This is a genomic window from Nodularia sp. UHCC 0506, assembly GCF_034931045.1.
Classification (GTDB): Bacteria; Cyanobacteriota; Cyanobacteriia; order Cyanobacteriales; family Nostocaceae; genus Nodularia.
The window spans coordinates 106,493-122,999 of the sequence record NZ_JAYGHH010000005.1 but is presented as its reverse complement, the minus strand read 5'-3'; the positions used below and the strand labels follow the sequence as shown (position 1 = coordinate 122,999).

18 protein-coding genes are annotated in these 16,507 nt (G+C 41.1%); 15 read left to right on the top strand and 3 right to left on the bottom strand.

From position 1 onward, the window contains the following. From VB654_RS05930 to arsS, 9 genes are all read left to right on the top strand, one after another. The coding region (locus VB654_RS05930) for a tail fiber domain-containing protein (RefSeq protein ID WP_323212640.1) at positions 1 to 483 on the top strand (483 nt) is incomplete at its 5' end. Positions 484 to 545: 62 nt separating this feature from the next. Further along, a complete protein-coding gene (locus VB654_RS05925; protein WP_323212639.1) occupies positions 546 to 1,151 on the top strand; it encodes a cupin in 606 nt (201 codons plus the stop codon). Between the two features lie 164 nt (positions 1,152 to 1,315). Then, on the top strand, positions 1,316 to 1,624 hold the full coding sequence (locus VB654_RS05920) for a metalloregulator ArsR/SmtB family transcription factor (RefSeq protein ID WP_323212638.1): 309 nt from the start codon (positions 1,316 to 1,318) through the stop codon (positions 1,622 to 1,624). 18 nt (positions 1,625 to 1,642) lie between these two features. After that, on the top strand, positions 1,643 to 2,497 hold the full coding sequence (locus VB654_RS05915) for a phosphate ABC transporter substrate-binding protein (RefSeq protein ID WP_323212637.1): 855 nt from the start codon (positions 1,643 to 1,645) through the stop codon (positions 2,495 to 2,497). Continuing rightward, positions 2,478 to 3,332: a phosphate ABC transporter permease subunit PstC gene (gene pstC / locus VB654_RS05910; protein WP_323212635.1), complete on the top strand. Its 855-nt coding sequence runs from the start codon at positions 2,478 to 2,480 to the stop codon at positions 3,330 to 3,332. Before VB654_RS05915 ends, pstC begins: the two co-directional genes overlap by 20 nt. Then, the gene (gene pstA, locus VB654_RS05905) at positions 3,329 to 4,141 is read left to right on the top strand and encodes a phosphate ABC transporter permease PstA (RefSeq protein ID WP_323212634.1); all 813 of its coding nucleotides are present in this window, start codon (positions 3,329 to 3,331) and stop codon (positions 4,139 to 4,141) included. The genes pstC and pstA overlap by 4 nt, the downstream gene beginning before the upstream one ends. A 164-nt stretch (positions 4,142 to 4,305) precedes the next feature. After that, positions 4,306 to 5,109: a phosphate ABC transporter ATP-binding protein gene (locus tag VB654_RS05900; protein ID WP_323212632.1), complete on the top strand. Its 804-nt coding sequence runs from the start codon at positions 4,306 to 4,308 to the stop codon at positions 5,107 to 5,109. Between the two features lie 185 nt (positions 5,110 to 5,294). Then, a complete protein-coding gene (arsM, locus tag VB654_RS05895) occupies positions 5,295 to 6,263 on the top strand; it encodes an arsenosugar biosynthesis arsenite methyltransferase ArsM (protein ID WP_323212631.1) in 969 nt (322 codons plus the stop codon). A 48-nt stretch (positions 6,264 to 6,311) separates the two neighbouring features. Continuing rightward, positions 6,312 to 7,325: an arsenosugar biosynthesis radical SAM (seleno)protein ArsS gene (arsS, locus tag VB654_RS05890; RefSeq protein WP_323212630.1), complete on the top strand. Its 1,014-nt coding sequence runs from the start codon at positions 6,312 to 6,314 to the stop codon at positions 7,323 to 7,325. A 100-nt stretch (positions 7,326 to 7,425) separates the two neighbouring features. Here the strand turns inward: arsS and VB654_RS05885 are convergent, their stop codons facing one another. From VB654_RS05885 to VB654_RS05875, 3 genes are all read right to left on the bottom strand, one after another. Beyond that, positions 7,426 to 8,232, bottom strand: coding sequence for an anti-sigma factor (locus VB654_RS05885; RefSeq protein WP_323212629.1), 807 nt, complete (start codon positions 8,230 to 8,232; stop codon positions 7,426 to 7,428). After that, complete coding sequence (locus VB654_RS05880; RefSeq protein ID WP_323212627.1) at positions 8,225 to 8,830, bottom strand: sigma-70 family RNA polymerase sigma factor; 606 nt, start codon at positions 8,828 to 8,830, stop codon at positions 8,225 to 8,227. The genes VB654_RS05885 and VB654_RS05880 overlap by 8 nt, the downstream gene beginning before the upstream one ends. 114 nt (positions 8,831 to 8,944) lie before the next feature. After that, positions 8,945 to 11,356: a BsuBI/PstI family type II restriction endonuclease gene (locus VB654_RS05875; RefSeq protein WP_323212626.1), complete on the bottom strand. Its 2,412-nt coding sequence runs from the start codon at positions 11,354 to 11,356 to the stop codon at positions 8,945 to 8,947. A gap of 283 nt (positions 11,357 to 11,639) precedes the next feature. Here VB654_RS05875 and VB654_RS05870 point away from each other — a divergent pair, with 283 nt between their 5' ends. The 6 genes from VB654_RS05870 to VB654_RS05845 all read left to right on the top strand — a co-directional run bounded on the left by VB654_RS05870 (position 11,640) and on the right by VB654_RS05845 (position 16,482). Continuing rightward, on the top strand, positions 11,640 to 12,155 hold the full coding sequence (locus VB654_RS05870; protein WP_323212624.1) for a thioredoxin family protein: 516 nt from the start codon (positions 11,640 to 11,642) through the stop codon (positions 12,153 to 12,155). Between the two features lie 475 nt (positions 12,156 to 12,630). After that, positions 12,631 to 13,182: a TlpA family protein disulfide reductase gene (locus tag VB654_RS05865; protein WP_323212623.1), complete on the top strand. Its 552-nt coding sequence runs from the start codon at positions 12,631 to 12,633 to the stop codon at positions 13,180 to 13,182. A 76-nt stretch (positions 13,183 to 13,258) separates the two neighbouring features. Beyond that, entirely contained in the window at positions 13,259 to 14,113 is an 855-nt protein-coding gene (locus VB654_RS05860) for a cytochrome c biogenesis CcdA family protein (RefSeq protein WP_323212622.1), read from the top strand. 2 nt (positions 14,114 to 14,115) lie between these two features. Next, the gene (trxB, locus tag VB654_RS05855) at positions 14,116 to 15,081 is read left to right on the top strand and encodes a thioredoxin-disulfide reductase (protein WP_323212620.1); all 966 of its coding nucleotides are present in this window, start codon (positions 14,116 to 14,118) and stop codon (positions 15,079 to 15,081) included. Between the two features lie 35 nt (positions 15,082 to 15,116). After that, a complete protein-coding gene (locus tag VB654_RS05850) occupies positions 15,117 to 15,458 on the top strand; it encodes a thioredoxin family protein (RefSeq protein ID WP_323212619.1) in 342 nt (113 codons plus the stop codon). Between the two features lie 175 nt (positions 15,459 to 15,633). After that, a complete protein-coding gene (locus VB654_RS05845) occupies positions 15,634 to 16,482 on the top strand; it encodes a TVP38/TMEM64 family protein (RefSeq protein WP_323212618.1) in 849 nt (282 codons plus the stop codon). Positions 16,483 to 16,507: the final 25 nt, after the last annotated feature.

Below are 16,507 nucleotides of genomic sequence, written 5' to 3'. Positions count from 1 at the left end.
GGTGATGCTAATTTATTATTACAAACCAATGGTATCACTCAGATGCGCTTGACTACAGAAGGTCATGTGAGTATAGGAAATTCTCTCCCAGATTCAGATACTAAATTATATGTAGATGGAAATTTGAGGATTAATGGTAGAATTTTTCAAGATTCATCAAGGGAATTGAAAGAGAATATTACCGAATTATCTAGTAAAGAGGTGACGGACATACTAAGGACTATAAAACCAATCAAATTCAATTATAAAAATAGTATAAATAAAGAAACTCAGGCAGGATTTTTGTCTGAAGAAGTTCCCAATTTACTGACATCAAGTGATAATAAGGCAATTAGTCCTGTTGATGTTGTGGCTGTATTAACTAAAGCTGTGAAAGACCAAAACATACAAATATCATTATTACTCAATGCGTTAAAAGAGCAGCGCATTCAAATTGCAACACTCGTTGAGAAAGTCAGGGTGCTAGAATCTAGAAATTTATAATCTCAAAAGATATGGCTGATAAAGCAAGTTCAGTTTACTAGATGTAGTCATCTTTAAAAAATATGTTGAGTCAAGATTGCTTAGTAACAGATGATGGTAAGTGGGAAACTTGGGAACAATCACCAGATAATTTAGAATTATTGACAAGTCAATATCGACTCTATCGGTTTTTAACTGATCTCGAAGATATTCTTGAGCAATTCCAAAGCGATCGCCTCCGACTCCAAGCAATTTTTCCCCTAGTGCGGCGATTATTAACCAGTTCAGAATGGCTGCAAGGTGAATATCTCGAACCAAATCCCGAAACAGGCTGGTCAGTCCTCACCCTATATGATGAACCGGATTTTCCTTTGACGGTGCAAACAGTCGCTTGGCTACCGGGAAAAGTTTCACCAATTCATAATCATGCTACTTGGGGAGTTGTAGCACTAATTAGTGGAGAAGAAAAAAATACTATTTGGAGACGGACTGATCAAAACGGTAGCATTGAAAAAACAGGGGAAATTATTCTCACTCCCGGCGAAATTATTGGCTTGATGCCTGATGCTATTCATCATGTTGAAGCACTGGGTGATGAACCGACAATTAGCTTCAATTTATATGGCGAAACCAACTATCAACAGCGTTTTGAATTTGATCATGTTACCGGGACTGCGAAAAATTTTTGATGTCGATGTTAGACAGTTCAGCGTCTTCTAGAACGACTACTGAACTGTCTTGAATCAAATATAGGAATCCTATACTTTGGGAAAACAATCAAAAAGTGTGGTATATTCTAAATGATATGAAAATATTTTCATATCAATAGCAATTCAAACCATAATCATGGTGAATGATGAAGCCTAAAAATTTATCGTCTCCATCCTTTTGTGCCGAGCAACTCAAAGTTTTAGCAGATAAAACTCGTCTATCTGTTCTCCAAATTCTCATGGAAAGCCCTAAACACGTGGGGGAAATAAACGCTGTATTGCAGCTAGAACAAAGTTTATTATCTCACCATTTAAAAATTTTGCGATCAGCAGGTTTTGTGGAGGCGAAAAGAGACGGTAAAGCGGTACTTTACCATTTTGTGCCAACGGTTAGACAAATCAATACTGGTCAGGTAATTGATTTAGGCTGTTGTGTCCTCTCCTTTGAATAGAAATTAAAAACTTTTTCGATGAAACAACTCAAAACCCTAGCATTTATTGCTGTCGGTTTCACAATTTGCTTAGGGCTAAAATCTTGTACGCAACCATCCCAAATAGCGACCCAATCAACCAATCAATTACAAGGAAAGTTGGTTTTAACAGGTTCTAGTACAGTAGCACCATTAGCAGCAGAAATTGGTAAGCGATTTGAATCCAAATATCCTGATGTGCGAGTGGATGTGCAAACAGGGGGTTCATCTCGCGGTATCGCTGATGTGAGGACAGGAGTTGCTGATGTGGGTATGGTGTCTCGTAGCCTCAAAGATGAAGAAACAGACTTACAAAGTTTTGCGATCGCGAGTGATGGAATTGGCATTATTCTACATAAAGATAATCCAGTAAAATCTCTATCAAATCAACAAGTTTTAGACATTTACACTGGTAAAATTGACAATTGGCAACAGGTTAATGGCAACAATGCCCCAATTACAGTTGTGAATAAAGCTGAGGGACGTTCTACCCTAGAATTATTTCTCAATTATTTCCAAATCCAGAATAGTGAAATCAAATCATCTGTAGTCATTGGCGACAATCAGCAAGGTATTAAGACAGTAGCAGGGAACCCCAACGCTATTAGTTATGTATCAATTGGGACGGCTGAATTTAGCCTCACTAGTGGAATTACTATCAAATTATTACCACTAAATGAAATCGCCGCGACTACTGAGAATATCCAAAATCAGACATTTCCCCTTTCCCGTCCCCTAAATTTGGTTACTAAAACCCAGCCAGAAGGTTTAAAACAAGCATTTATCGAGTTTGCCCAGTCGCCACAAGTCCATGATATTGTTCAAAAACAAGAATTTGTCCCCATCTCAAAGTGATATCGTTCTTCTGTTGATATTACGGTTATTTGCTGCAATCACAGGTATTATAGTTATCTTAATTACGGGATTCTTATTACTCGAAGCATTACCAGTATTACAACAGATAGGATGGTCACGTTTTTTCACTGATCCATCTTGGCATCCAGTGGAAGAATTTTATAATTTGCTGCCAATGTTGTGGGGAAGTTTGTTAGTAACACTCGGTGCGGTAATTCTGGCTGCACCTATAGGTATAGGTTCGGCGATATTTTGTCAGTATTATGCACCTGCTTTCATTGCTGTATTTTATCGGCAATTAATTAATTTACTGGCAGGAATTCCCTCTGTTGTTTACGGGTTTTGGGGTTTAGTTGTGCTTGTCCCCCTAATTGGCAGACTGCAACCACCCGGAACCAGTTTGTTAGCAGGAATAGCGATTTTGACATTCATGATTTTGCCGACAATTGCACTCACCGCAGAAGCCAGTTTTGCCAAAGTTCCAGAGGAGTATCTACAAGGTGCAGCCGCTTTGGGAATCTCTCACTGGGGAACCATCCGAGGGGTTGTTTTACCTGCGGCTAAATCTGGTTTATTTACTGGTTTGATTTTAGGTACAGGACGCGCCATTGGGGAAACGATGGCAGTATTAATGGTTTGTGGGAATGTTGTCCAGACTCCCAGCAGCTTATTTGACCCTGTTCGCACCCTCACCGCTAATATCGCTTTAGAGATGGCTTATGCCACCGGGAACCACCGTTCAGCTTTGTTTGTGAGTGGCTTGTTATTAATGATGGCGATCGCCTGCTTAGTAGCCATAGCCGAAGGTGTCAGTAGGAGAAACATTTATCCATGAAACTGCCATTACCTACCTTGATTCTGTGGGCGATCGCTCTGTTTGTCACCACCATTTTTTGTTGGATTTTAGGCGATATCATTTGGCATGGGATTGGGCAAATTTCTTGGCAATTCTTAACAACAGAACCGCGAAATGCTGGACGTGAAGGCGGAATTGCCCCGATACTGATTTCTACTGGTTTAATATTAGGAGTTTGTATGGCCGTTTCTCTTCCCCTGGGTGTGGGTACAGCCATATTATTAGCCGAATTTACAAGCACTGAAAATGCTTTTGGGCGTTTAGTGCGTCGCAGTTTAGATGTCTTAGCCGGAGTCCCATCGATTGTATTTGGCTTGTTTGGTAACGCCTTGTTTTCAATAAAATTGGGACTAGGCTTTTCCATTTTATCCGGTGGTTTGACATTAGCTTGTATGGTGTTGCCTATACTAATTCGTGCCACAGAAGCAGGATTACAGACCGTTCCCGCAGAGTATCGATTAGGGGCAGCAGCCTTGGGATTATCACGGACTACCACATTATGGAAATTGTTGTTACCAGCAGCCACACCCGGTTTAGTAGTGGGTTTAGTCTTGGGAATTGGACGCGCGATCGCCGAAACAGCAGCATTAATTTTTACCAGTGGTTATGTAGATAGAATGCCAGAATCATTACTAGATTCAGGGCGATCGCTATCCGTACACATTTTCGATTTAGCCATGAATATTGCAGGAGGAGACGCTAACGCCTACGCCTCAGCCCTAGTCCTGTTAATTTTATTACTACTGGTGAATAGTATAGCCACTTGGACAACCCAGTTGTGGTTATAGCGTTTCCTCATCATATAACGTATATCATAGCCCCCTCCCCGCTTGCGGGGAGGGGGTTGGGGGTGGGGTTCTTATATCTCACTAAAGTAGGAAACGCGATAAGAACCTCCAAATAAAAAACCTCTCAAACTCTGTATCCTCTGCGTCTCTGCGGTTCGTCTATCATGTATAAATCTCAAACCACACAAAAATCTCGGTCATATCTGCCCTCAATGCAAACCGAGAAACTAAGTTTATATTACGGGAAAAAAGCCGCTTTTACAGATATCACCATGCCAATCGCCGCAGGTAAAATCACCGCCTTAGTGGGTCCTTCTGGCTGTGGCAAAAGTAGCTTTTTAAGCTGTCTGAATCGCTTAACTGATTTAATCCCGCACACCAAAATTTCCGGAAGCATCCGCTTAGACACTGGGGAAATTCTGCATAATTCTGTCGATGCGATCGCACTGCGTCGGCGCATAGGTACAATATTCCAAAAGCCCAACCCTTTCCCCTTCTCAATTTGGAAAAACCTCGCATTTCCCCTACAAGAACACGGAATCAAAAACCGCGAAAAAATTGACTGGCTGATTGAAACCGCACTGCAAGACGTGGGACTATGGACAGAAGTTAAAGATCGCCTCAATACCTCCGCCTTATCTTTATCAGGTGGACAAAAGCAACGCTTATGTATTGCCCGTGCTTTAGTTTTGCAACCAGAAGTCTTATTATTTGATGAACCCTGTAGCGCCCTTGATCCCATTTCTAGCGGAGTAGTAGAAGATTTAATTGCCAGTCTGCGAGGAAGTTATACAGTAGTAATTGTGACTCACAACCTCGCCCAAGCGAGACGCATTGGTGATTATGCCGCGCTATTTTGGGTACAAGCCGAAGTAGGGCGATTAATCGAATATGGTACTATCGAGCAGATTTTTACCACCCCACAGCACGCCCTCACTGCTGCTTATGTCAATGGTATTCGTGGTTAAATCCTTTTTAGCTTCAGTTTCGTATTAATCTACAAAGCCCTAATTCAGACCTTGCTAAATTTGAATATGAAATGCAAAAATTACATTTCTTGAACTCTGACTCTTTGCGCCTAACGCACTTCGTACTTCGCTTCGCTGATGCGTGAAACTCACTCACACTTTTGTCATACAACCAAAAAATTATCATGACCTATCTTGAAACAACCGCTAACTTTTATAGTGAAGTCGCCGAAACACCACAAGTTGGATTATGTTGCGTCCAAAGTAGTCCTCTACAACTACCAGGACTCAAAATTTCCTCCCAAATGCAGGAAATGAACTATGGTTGTGGTACAACAGTTCATCCCACTGAACTAGCTAACGACCCCACTGTACTTTATGTAGGCGTTGGTGGTGGCTTGGAAGCATTACAATTTGCTTACTTCTCCCGCCGTCCAGGGTCAGTAATTGCGATTGAACCGGTAGCGGCTATGCGGTCAGCAGCGATGCGGAATTTAGCACTTGCTGCTCAAGAAAATGACTGGTTTGAGGCGAATTTTGTCGAAATTCGGGAAGGAGATGCCTTTGCTTTACCGGTTCCTGATGCTTCCGTAGATGTGGTAGCACAAAATTGTCTATTTAATATATTTAAACCCGCAGATTTGCAGTTAGCTTTACAAGAAACTTTTCGAGTGTTAAAGCCCAATGGACGCTTACTGATGAGCGATCCCATTGCAACTCGTCCCATTCCCGAACACCTGCAAAACGATGAACGATTACGCGCTATGTGTCTATCGGGAGCAATGACCTACGAACAGTATATTGAACATCTAGTAAATGCTGGCTTTGGTCAAGTAGAAATCCGGGCGCGTCGTCCTTATCGTCTCCTGAATCGCCAAAATTATAATTTAGCAGAAAACTTGCTGCTAGAAAGTCTCGACTCTGTGGCTTTTAAAGTACCAATTCCTGAAGATGGGGCTTGTATTTTTACAGGTAAAACAGCAATTTACACCGGAATAGAACCATTTTTCGATGACCAAGCCGGACATATTCTGCAATCGGGAGTACCTGCGGCGGTATGTGATAAAACTGCTGGAAAATTAGGTGAAGTTGCTCCCAAAGAAATCCTAATTACAGATTCAACTTGGCATTACAATGGTGGTGGCTGTTGTTAGTTATTCTCCCTGAATGAGTTTTTTTGTAGCAAAGAATGAAGATTAAGAATGGTTCAGCAAAAAGTAAAACCTTTATCTTTAAATTCAGACATCACACCTTTTAGAAAAAAGCTGAATTTACCCCTGACTAAAAACCAAATTACTGTTTTACAACTTAATTTGGGTAAACGTTGTAATTTAGCTTGTAGCCACTGTCATGTAGAAGCCAGTCCCAAACGTACTGAAGAACTTTCTCCCGAAATTTGCCAGCAGTTAATTCAATTAATTGAGCAATTTCCCCAAATTAAAGTTGTAGACCTGACAGGTGGCGCACCCGAAATGCTCTATGGCTTTAAACCAATTGTAGAAGCAGCGCGATCGCATGGTAAACAGGTAATTGTGCGCTCTAACTTGACTATTTATTTTGAAGCTGGTTTTGGAGATATTCCCGAATATTGCGCTCAAAATCAAGTTAGAATTGTAGCTTCTCTGCCTTGCTATCTCTCTGACAACGTTGATAAAATGCGAGGAAATGGTGTATATGATGCCTCAATTCGCGCTCTGCAATGGCTGAACCGTCTTGGCTATGGTCAAGATCCCAATTTAATCCTTGACTTAGTTTATAACCCGCAAATTCCCACTTCTGAGAATTTTTCCCTCACACCCAATCAAGCTAAACTTAAACAAGATTATAAAATGTTCTTGCAAGAACATTTTGAAATTAGTTTTAATGACTTGTTTGCAATTACCAACCTACCCATTGGTAGAACTAAGTTTCATCTAGAACACAAAAAACTGTACAGACCTTATCTCCAATTTTTAGAATCTCATTTCAACTCTACAACAATTGAGCATTTAATGTGTAGAGATGAACTTTCAATTGATTATTTGGGTAATGTCTATGACTGCGACTTTAACCAGATGGAAAATTTGCTATCAAAAAATGATGATGGTGAAATTTTAAATGTTGCTAAGTTATTGGCTGCTGGCACATTAGATTTAATTACAGAAATCAGGACTGCAAATTACTGTTACGGTTGTACTGCTGGGTCTGGTTCTAGTTGTGGCGGTACTTTAATTTAATCACATCTTCCACTCGTCACAATCAACCGCCGGGGGTTCAAACCCCCTTCTAATAGCGAAAGTCGTCTTTAGATGACTGGAGAAAGATTTCAGTCCATTGTCAAATTTGTGAACTTTGCATAACTACAGTACCGGTGGGACGAGAGACATTTGGATCTGTCTCCAAGGTGATCACTAGACCGGAAAATTGTGGGTGATAAAATTCTTTGTACATTTGAGGAGTAAATGGTAACTCATGGGAAGCAGTTCCCCAAGCATAAGGCTTGACTTCACCACAGGGTAACTTTTCGTTAGCAACAACTGTCCACAAAAAGTAAAAATGTCCAGGAGGAGGGGCGGGAAGATTTTGGAAAATCATTACCGCTTTTTCTTGCTCAGGATTGATAATCATGCTCCCTGAACTGTTATCTGTTGATTTAACCGCTTGAAAAGTAAATAATCGCGTTTGCGAATTTTGGAGCAGGCTTTTAACTACTTGAGCTTGGGTAAAATCCTGGCGTAAGCGCTGGTTATCGGCTGTGACAATACCCAGATTTTGCCGTAGCCGATAGTTATCAACTCCTAGAGCTATCACAAACAATGCCGCCATACTACCAGCAATTTTCATCCACCGTTGAGGCGTTCGCGTAGCGACTCTTTGGGAGTTTCTTTTGACCTCAGTAGCTTGTCTGGTGTAATCTTCAGCTTGTTCTAGAATTTTTGGTAATAAATTGGCTGGTGCTTCTACTTCGGTGAAACCATCTACAACTTGTCGCAAAACTTCCTGTAAATCCTCCACTTCAGCTATAAGTTCTGGATTTTGATCCAGCAACAGCCGAAATTCTGCCATTTCTTCAGGGGTGAGGTCATCGACGACAAACCCCGCAGCGAGGTTTTTCATGTATTCGGGATCGAAAGATTTATTCATATATAGATAAATCCGAATCTAGTAAGATGCGTTTGAGTTTTAGTAATCCTTGACGGGTGCAGGTTTTGACTGTCCCTAGAGGGATGTCAATTTGTTTGGCAATTTCTGACTGACTTAATCCTTGGTGATAAGCCAATTCAATTACTTGACGCTGTTTTTCGGGGAGTTGTCCCAAAGCATTGTAAATTCGCCCGGCGCGCTCTGCAAAGGTTGCTTGCTCAACAGGCGTTGGAGAAGGTGTTACTTCATTCGACATTGTTTGTCCCCACCGTTCCACAAGTTTGAGTTGTCTGTTGCGATCGCGTAGTTTATCTATAGCGCGCGATCGCGTTACAGTTACCAGATAACGTACAAAAAAGCGACAATCTGGATTGCTAGATGCTTTTCGCCACAGCGTGAGAAAAATTTCTTGAGTTAAATCTTCGGCTTCTTGGGAGTTAGCCAATATTTTTAATGCTAATCCATATACCAGACGACCATGACGATTAAACAAAGTGCTTAACGCTGAGGAGTCGCCATTTTTGAGCGCCACAAATAAGGCTTCATCGGTAGTAGATGAAGGTTCTTTGCAATTTGGCTGGGGAAGTTTAGGCTCCATGCTGTGTCAAAAACAGGACTGAACAGATATCAGAGCAAGTGAGCGATAATCTTTGTTGCATCACCTCTCTCCATTTCCTCTGAAAAATACCATCTATTTTAATGACGACTGGGATCATGCGATCGGATTGGATTTCTCTGGGTTTTCATAGGGTCCAAGGAATCTCTCTCCGTTGAAATGAATCATGTGATCGGGTTGATCTGCAACCCAAACTTCTGTTTCCCAAGAAATTTCAGCAAGATACCGAGTCATTTCCTTACGGCTGGGAAAAGCTGTAACAAAAACTAATCCCTTCAGGCTGAACTGAAACAGCTGCTTTAATTCATTGTGACGTTTCAAGTTGACCGGACCATGACTAGTCACAGCTTCTATCAATACAAGCCAGTTTTGCTTCTCATAGTGAACTACAATATCTGGCATTTTACCGTGCGGATCTAGCTCAATCCCCATTTCTCGAAATTTCTGAGTTTCATTGATAATAAACTTATCTCCAGCATCGCCCACATAGAGAACTAAACCTCCAGGTGTAAATCTGGGACAGAAGCTCTCCAAAATGTCTTTTATCAATATATTTTGTCCACCTGATGATAGCTGAATAGCTTGACCGTTAGGCAAACTTACCGGAATCATCGGTATGTTTCGCTTTCTATCCTGCAACAGATTTTTGACCGAAACAGCATAATTTTTACGAGCTTCTTCCCAATTCTCAGAACCATAGGATTTCAGAAGTGATAATGCTTGTTGATGAAGCTGATAACACCATTTAGGGCTGTTAATCGGTCGATTTGGTTGATCTGGATTCTCAACAACTATCCCCATCTGCACAAACTGGTGCATTGTTTGCCGTCGAACTGTTTCGCGTGTATTCGGTGCGTATTGTTTACCGTAGTTGTCACGAAACCAATCCATCATTTGTGTAATTCCGCGTCTTGGTGCAGTGGCTTGATTCCAAGGTGTTACAGGTTGAATGTTTGCCAAAGCGAGTAAGCACAGTGCTGATCGTTCGTTTTGCTGCTCTCTGGGAGCAGAAATATCTTTGAGAATAGCAATTGCTTCCTCAATTCGTTTACCAGCCTGAATTGCATTTGTTGCTTCGCTCATAATCGACAAAGTTTTATGTACAACTGTATCAAGTTGCTCTTGATTAAAGTGAGAATCACCAATTTGGGTTCCTAGTTGGATGAGATCATCTTTGCAAGGGTACTTAATTTTACGTAAATCTGTTGCATTGACTTGTGTATGCCCACTAAACTGCCGGAAGTAATGATCAAATAAACTTGAATTGAGAAATGCTGTCAGACCTCGTGCCAAGTCAGGGTTCATGCCTTGACCTTTAGCATGGTAGTAGTTAAGATGATTTTCTATGCCCAGTAGAGGTGCATCCAGAGGAGAACACACAGCAGCAACTACACGACGCTTTTCCTCCTTAGCAGAAAAACGCTTTGTTAAAACGTACCAACCTGAACGAACCAACCATTTTTCTGTTTCTTGGTTGTGTGCAATTGCTATCGACTTCCGAGGATTACTGGGTGGGAATAAAACTTTCCCTATTTTCATAGATTCTGGGTAAAGTAGTGGAACACTTTGCTCATCTAAGCAAGTTCTTAAAGCTGATTTGAGACGAAAATCAACAACGGGACCAGTTGAAACTTCTAGACCTATTTCATCCAAAGTAGATGAAAATTGATTCATTTGTACTCTCAAAAAATCTTCAAGCGAGTTGATAACAATATGAATAAATCCCTCTGAATCATTGGTTTCAATTACTTCGTTATAAGGAACATATCTTAATTCCGAATAATTATGTATATCAAATTCACAATTATTAGTTATTTCTATAAAATCGGGCTTATATTTTGTTTTAATCGCATGAAAAATAATGTTTTCTTGCAATATATTATCTTCCGCAAAAACGACTGATCGACTATCAAAAATATGTATTTTTTTTAGTCCCATACTTTCCAGTAAAGCCTTACGAAAAGGACGAAAATAAGCACCATTACAGAAACTTCTCGGCGTAATTGCAACTATTTCTCCGTCCTCAGCCAATTGTAATACAGTCAGCCAAACAAATGCGCTATATAGATTTACAGTTTCAAGCCCAAGTTTTGAAAGAATTTTTTTTTCTATTGATTGGCTACTAATCTTTCTATAAGGTGGATTCAGAATCGCATGAGTGAAACTGCTGGAAGAAGTAGTAAAAAGTGGTAAATTTATTTCAAGAGTATCTTGTATAAAATTTTTCTCGTGTAAACAGTAATTTGCTTGAATGCCTTTGTTTTCTAAAGCTGCACAACAATTTATAAGGCATTGCTTCAAAGATGGTAAAAAAGTTGATTCAACTTCATACGCTGTTATGAAACAGCTTTCAACCTTGTGATAATTTGCCAAGAGTTGCTCTACAAATGCAGCAGTTAATGCCCCTACTCCGGCTCCAGGATCTAGAAGACTAATGTTACCAGATAGACTGCTGAACTGTCTCGCCATAAAACGAGCAACTGGAGCAGGAGTTAAAAACTGTCCCAATTCGCTACGCTGCTTCAAATCCAACCTTGAAGAGAAATGAATCCTGGTGATGTCAGTGGAGTCTGTAAGGAACGTTTTCATGCTGTGAATTTAGCCAACATTACATCTTAATACTTAATTTAAACTCGTTTCACCACGAATTAAATCCAATTCTGATCTTCAGTCGTCTTATAGGCAGAGGCTCCACAATTCACAGTTCCAGTTCCCAATACCACAAAACTTGGTATTTTGCATTGTGGCCGCATCCGTCCAGCAATTGAAGCTATAAAACAGGAAAAATTTTATGCACAAACACGCGAACTTCTGGCTCAAAATTTGTTTGAGCAGCCTTGTTTTTACCGTATCGACGGTAGCAACGACCTCAGCTAGTATTTCTGCAACAGAAGCTCAATCATCAATTACAAAAGTTGCTCAGGCAAATCCTGGTGCAGCTAAAATTAATTCTGTAGGGGGACCCCTAGCCAAAGAACTTCAAGGTAAACCAGTCGTGGTAGATGTGTTTGCTACTTGGTGTGCTGGCTGTAAAAATATTGCACCTACCTTGTCGCAATTGAAACAGGAATACTCTGGCAAGGTTAACTTTGTTGTCCTAGATGTAACTGATAAAGCCAAACTCAGAAAAACGGAAGCTAAAGCCAAAAAATTAGGTTTAGGGAAATTCCTAGCAGCTAATAAGAGCAAAACAAGTACAGTAGCTATTGTTGACCCTGCTACTGGCAACATTTTAGCTTTGTACCAAAACAATGCTAACAAGGCTGACTACAAAAAAATACTCGAAACCGCTTTAGCAAACAATTAATTGAATGATGGCTTTGCTTCTATCTTTAGGAGTAAAGCTAATTTTTCATGGCTGCAAACGCCCCGTCAGGTGCTGAGGAGTCATTTTAAATTTAAATAGGGTTTGCTGTTCGCGTAGCGTGCCGTTAGGCATATAAGTTATCTGTGGAGATTAGGGAACAGGGAACAGGGAACAGTTTCAAGAGTTTAGTAGGGAAAATTTTTCCTTTGAATCAAACTTAAATGCAAGGTTTTCGAGTTCCCACTTCATAAAAGCTTGCACTTTTTCAATTTCAAACAGGCTAAAATCCTTTACCTGTAATGTTTTTAGATTTCTTCAGCAAGCCCTAATTAAATCCAATTCTGATCTTCACTCGTCTTATAAACAGATGCGCCACAATTCACAGTTCCCATCCCTAAATTCAGGGAAACAACCGGAAATCCAGGTAAGGCGCATGGTGGCAGAAAAATATCATTGAAGCGTGAGGAAAAGAACAATGTACAAACCGAGCAAATTTTTCTTAAGTCTACTGTGTTTGAGTGGACTGGTTTTGACAGTATCATGTAGCGCAACGAACCCAGATAATATTTCTCAGAATCAAGCCTCCCCATCAACTACAGATGTTGCTCAGTCAAATCCCTGCGCGTCTAAAAACCCTTGTGCGTCTAAAAACCCCTGCGCTGCTAAAGCCAAAACTGTAGGGGGTCCCCTCGCCCAAGAAATTCAGGATAAACCAGTATTAGTAGATGTGTTTGCTAGTTGGTGTTCTGCTTGTAAGAATATTGCGCCGACATTATCGCAACTGGAAAAAGACTATGAAGGAAAAGTCCATTTTGTAGTTTTGGATGTTAGCGATAAAGCCAGCACAGCTGAAGCAGAAGCGAAAGCAAAAGAACTAGGACTAAGTGAATTTTTATCTGCCAATAAGTCTCAAACCGGAATGCTAACCATCGTTGAGCCTAAAACCGGAAAAATCTTAGCACAGCACCGCAACAATCCGAATTTAGAAGATTACACAACGGTTCTTGATACTGCTTTGACTCAATAAATCACCAAAAAATGAGTTGCGCCTTCCTTTGTTATTGAAGAAGCAACTTCATGTTACCTGAATTAAGGATAACTTAATGAAACAGATATCTCAGTATTCCACTGAGGAGAAAGCTCCTCGGCGTTCTAAAATATCGAAAAAATGGCTAGTTTATGGTGGATTGGGATTACTCTCTTTAATTCTGGTGATCACCCTGGGGCCTGTAATCAGTCACCCTGTTGAACGGTTAATTTCTATTGTGGAAAACCGCTATCAACAGTGGTTTGACCAACAAAACACAACAAATCCTTTAGTATTACTACCTTTAGCTTTTATTGGTGGAATACTTGCTAGTGTATCTCCCTGTATTTTGGCACTTTTGCCAGTTAACCTGAGTTACATCGGCACATTAAAAATTAACTCTCGTTGGGATGCTTTTAGTAAGGCTGGTTTGTTTGTCCTGGGAGCAGTGACAATTTTAAGTTTGTTTGGCTTAGTCTCATCTTTCGCCGGAGCCGTGATGGTGGAGTACCGGGGCTATATCAATATTGTCGTGGGTGTGATTATGGCTGTAATGGGTCTGTGGTTGATGGGGTTGGTACAACTTCCCCTACCGCAGATGAATATAAATCTCCCCCAGGCTGCTGGCCCTTATGGGGTGGGGTTGACTTTTGCCCTGGTGAGTTCTCCCTGTGCTAGTCCGGTGCTGTTTGCTGTGCTGGCTGCGGCCGCTGCAACAGGTTCGCAGGTATTGGGGACACTAACGATGGTGAGCTATGCGCTGGGTTATACAATCCTGATTTTTCTAGCTAGTTTATTTACGGGACTGGCTAAACAAAGTAATAAGTTATTGAAACATTCCGAAGGCATTATCCGCTTTGGCAGTGTGGCGCTAATTATGACTGGAGCCTATTACCTATTTACTGGCACTCAGTGGTTTATAGGAGGTTAGTCATGGTGGAAAATCTGGTGATTATTGGTTCTGGCCCTGCGGGTTATACTGCTGCTATCTATGCGGGACGCGCTCAACTCCAGCCTTTGGTATTTGAAGGTTTCAGTGCTGGGGGAATACCTGGAGGTCAATTAATGACTACTACTGAGGTAGAGAATTATCCTGGTTTTGCTGCGGGAGTTCAGGGACCAAAGTTAATGCAGGAGATGCGCCAGCAAGCACAGCGATGGGGTGCTAAATTAATTATTGATGATGCGATCGCTGTGGATTTTTCTCAATACCCTTTTACATTAACTTCTGCTGATACCTTAGAGGTTAAGGCTCGCGCTGTGATCATCTGTACGGGAGCCACTGCAAAAAGATTACATCTACCGGGTGAAGAAAAGTTTTGGAATAACGGCATCTCTGCCTGTGCAATCTGCGATGGGGCCAATCCTTTGTTTGCCAATGCAGACATTGCTGTGGTTGGTGGCGGTGATTCGGCTATAGAAGAAGCTCTGTATCTCACTAAATATGCTCGTCAGGTGCATTTACTGGTAAGAAGCGATCGCCTCCGAGCTTCCAAGACAATGCAGAATCGTGTATTTAATCATACCCAAATTCACATCCATTGGCAGACCTCACCTCTGAGTGTAGATGGTGATCAGGTACTACGTTGCGTCCAAGTTCAGGACAATCGGACTGGTGTAATTTATAACATAGCCGTGAGTGGGTTATTCTACGCCATTGGACACACCCCCAACACCCAACTGTTTCAGGAACAATTGGAACTGGATGAGGCGGGTTATATCAAAACACAGGGTAAAAGTACAGCTACCAATATTCCCGGCATTTGGGCGGCTGGAGACGTTCAAGATCACATTTACCGCCAAGCAATTACCGCAGCCGGCACTGGTTGTATGGCAGCCCTAGAAGCTGAACGATGGTTATCAGAGCAGCGAGCATCGCTTGTTAGTTTCGCCGCTTAAATAGTGCTTTTTAAGACAATTCTGAGGAGATAAATATGCAAAACACTTTTTCTATTGATCAAACATTCTTCACCGGAAGAGCCGCTTTTGAATGGTTAATACAGGAATCCGAGCAGCTAATCATTGTCAAATTTGTAGCTCCCTACTGCCCTTCCTGCGAAACACTTAAACCCGTACTACATCAAATAGCCGTTGATCATACAGACAGCTTACATTTAGTTGAACTTGATATGAGCGAAGAACCTGAACTAGCAATTAAATATAGTGTCAGAAGCGCTCCCACAGTAGTATTACTAAAAAATCAGCAAGTATTATCACAGATTGTAGGCTTAAAACCGAAAAAACAATACACAGAAATAATTCAATCTGCGCTCTAATTAAAACAGCGTCATCAAATTTCGTAGTGAGGACTTCAGTCCTCTCCTTCAGGAAACCTTACTTGTATCTGGATGTAGTATCAAGGATGATGGAAAATGTTGCAAACAATTGACAAGTTAGCACACTTAGCCCAAAAAGTTTTAAACACAACCACTCTATAGAGATAAATTACTTATGTTAAAACCTGCAATAACTAATTTGTTCTTTCCCCAACGTCAAAAGCCAACTATTGCAGATATCTTCACGAAGAATTGGCAAAAGTTGGTTAAATTTACTTTCCTGATGCTGATGGCATTTAGCGTTGCTGTGATATTTACCACCGAACCAGCTTGGGGACAAGAATCGGCTCAAAATGCTTCAGGATTTAATCCCCAAATCTGGTTGCGAAATGCTTTGCAGTGGATTGATGGTTTGGGTGCTGTAGGAGCATTGGCATTTATCCTACTGTATATCGTTGCTACTGTTGCCTTTTTACCAGGGTCAATCCTCACACTTGGTGCGGGTGTCGTCTTTGGCGTAGTTATGGGTTCGATTTATGTCTTCATTGGTGCAACCATTGGAGCTACCGCCGCTTTCCTCGTCGGGCGTTATTTGGCTAGGGGTTGGGTGGCTAAGAAAATTGCCGGAAATAACAAATTCCGGGCGATTGATGAAGCTGTGGGTAGAGAAGGATTGAAAATTGTCCTATTAACGCGACTCTCTCCTGTCTTCCCCTTCAACTTATTGAACTATGCTTATGGCGTAACGGGTGTTTCTCTCAAAGATTACTTTCTTGGTTCCGTTGGGATGATTCCCGGCACAATTATGTATGTTTACATCGGCTCCTTAGCTGGTAACATTGCCACAATCGGTACTGAGGCTCAACCCGATAACCCCGGTGTACAGTGGGCAATTCGCATCATTGGTTTTATTGCTACAGTTGCCGTGACAGTTTACGTTACTAAAGTTGCTCGTAAGGCTTTAGAAAATGAAGTTTTAGAATCTACAGACAATGACGAAAATCAACAAATTAATCTGAATTAAAGCTGTGTTCGTAATTCGTAATTCG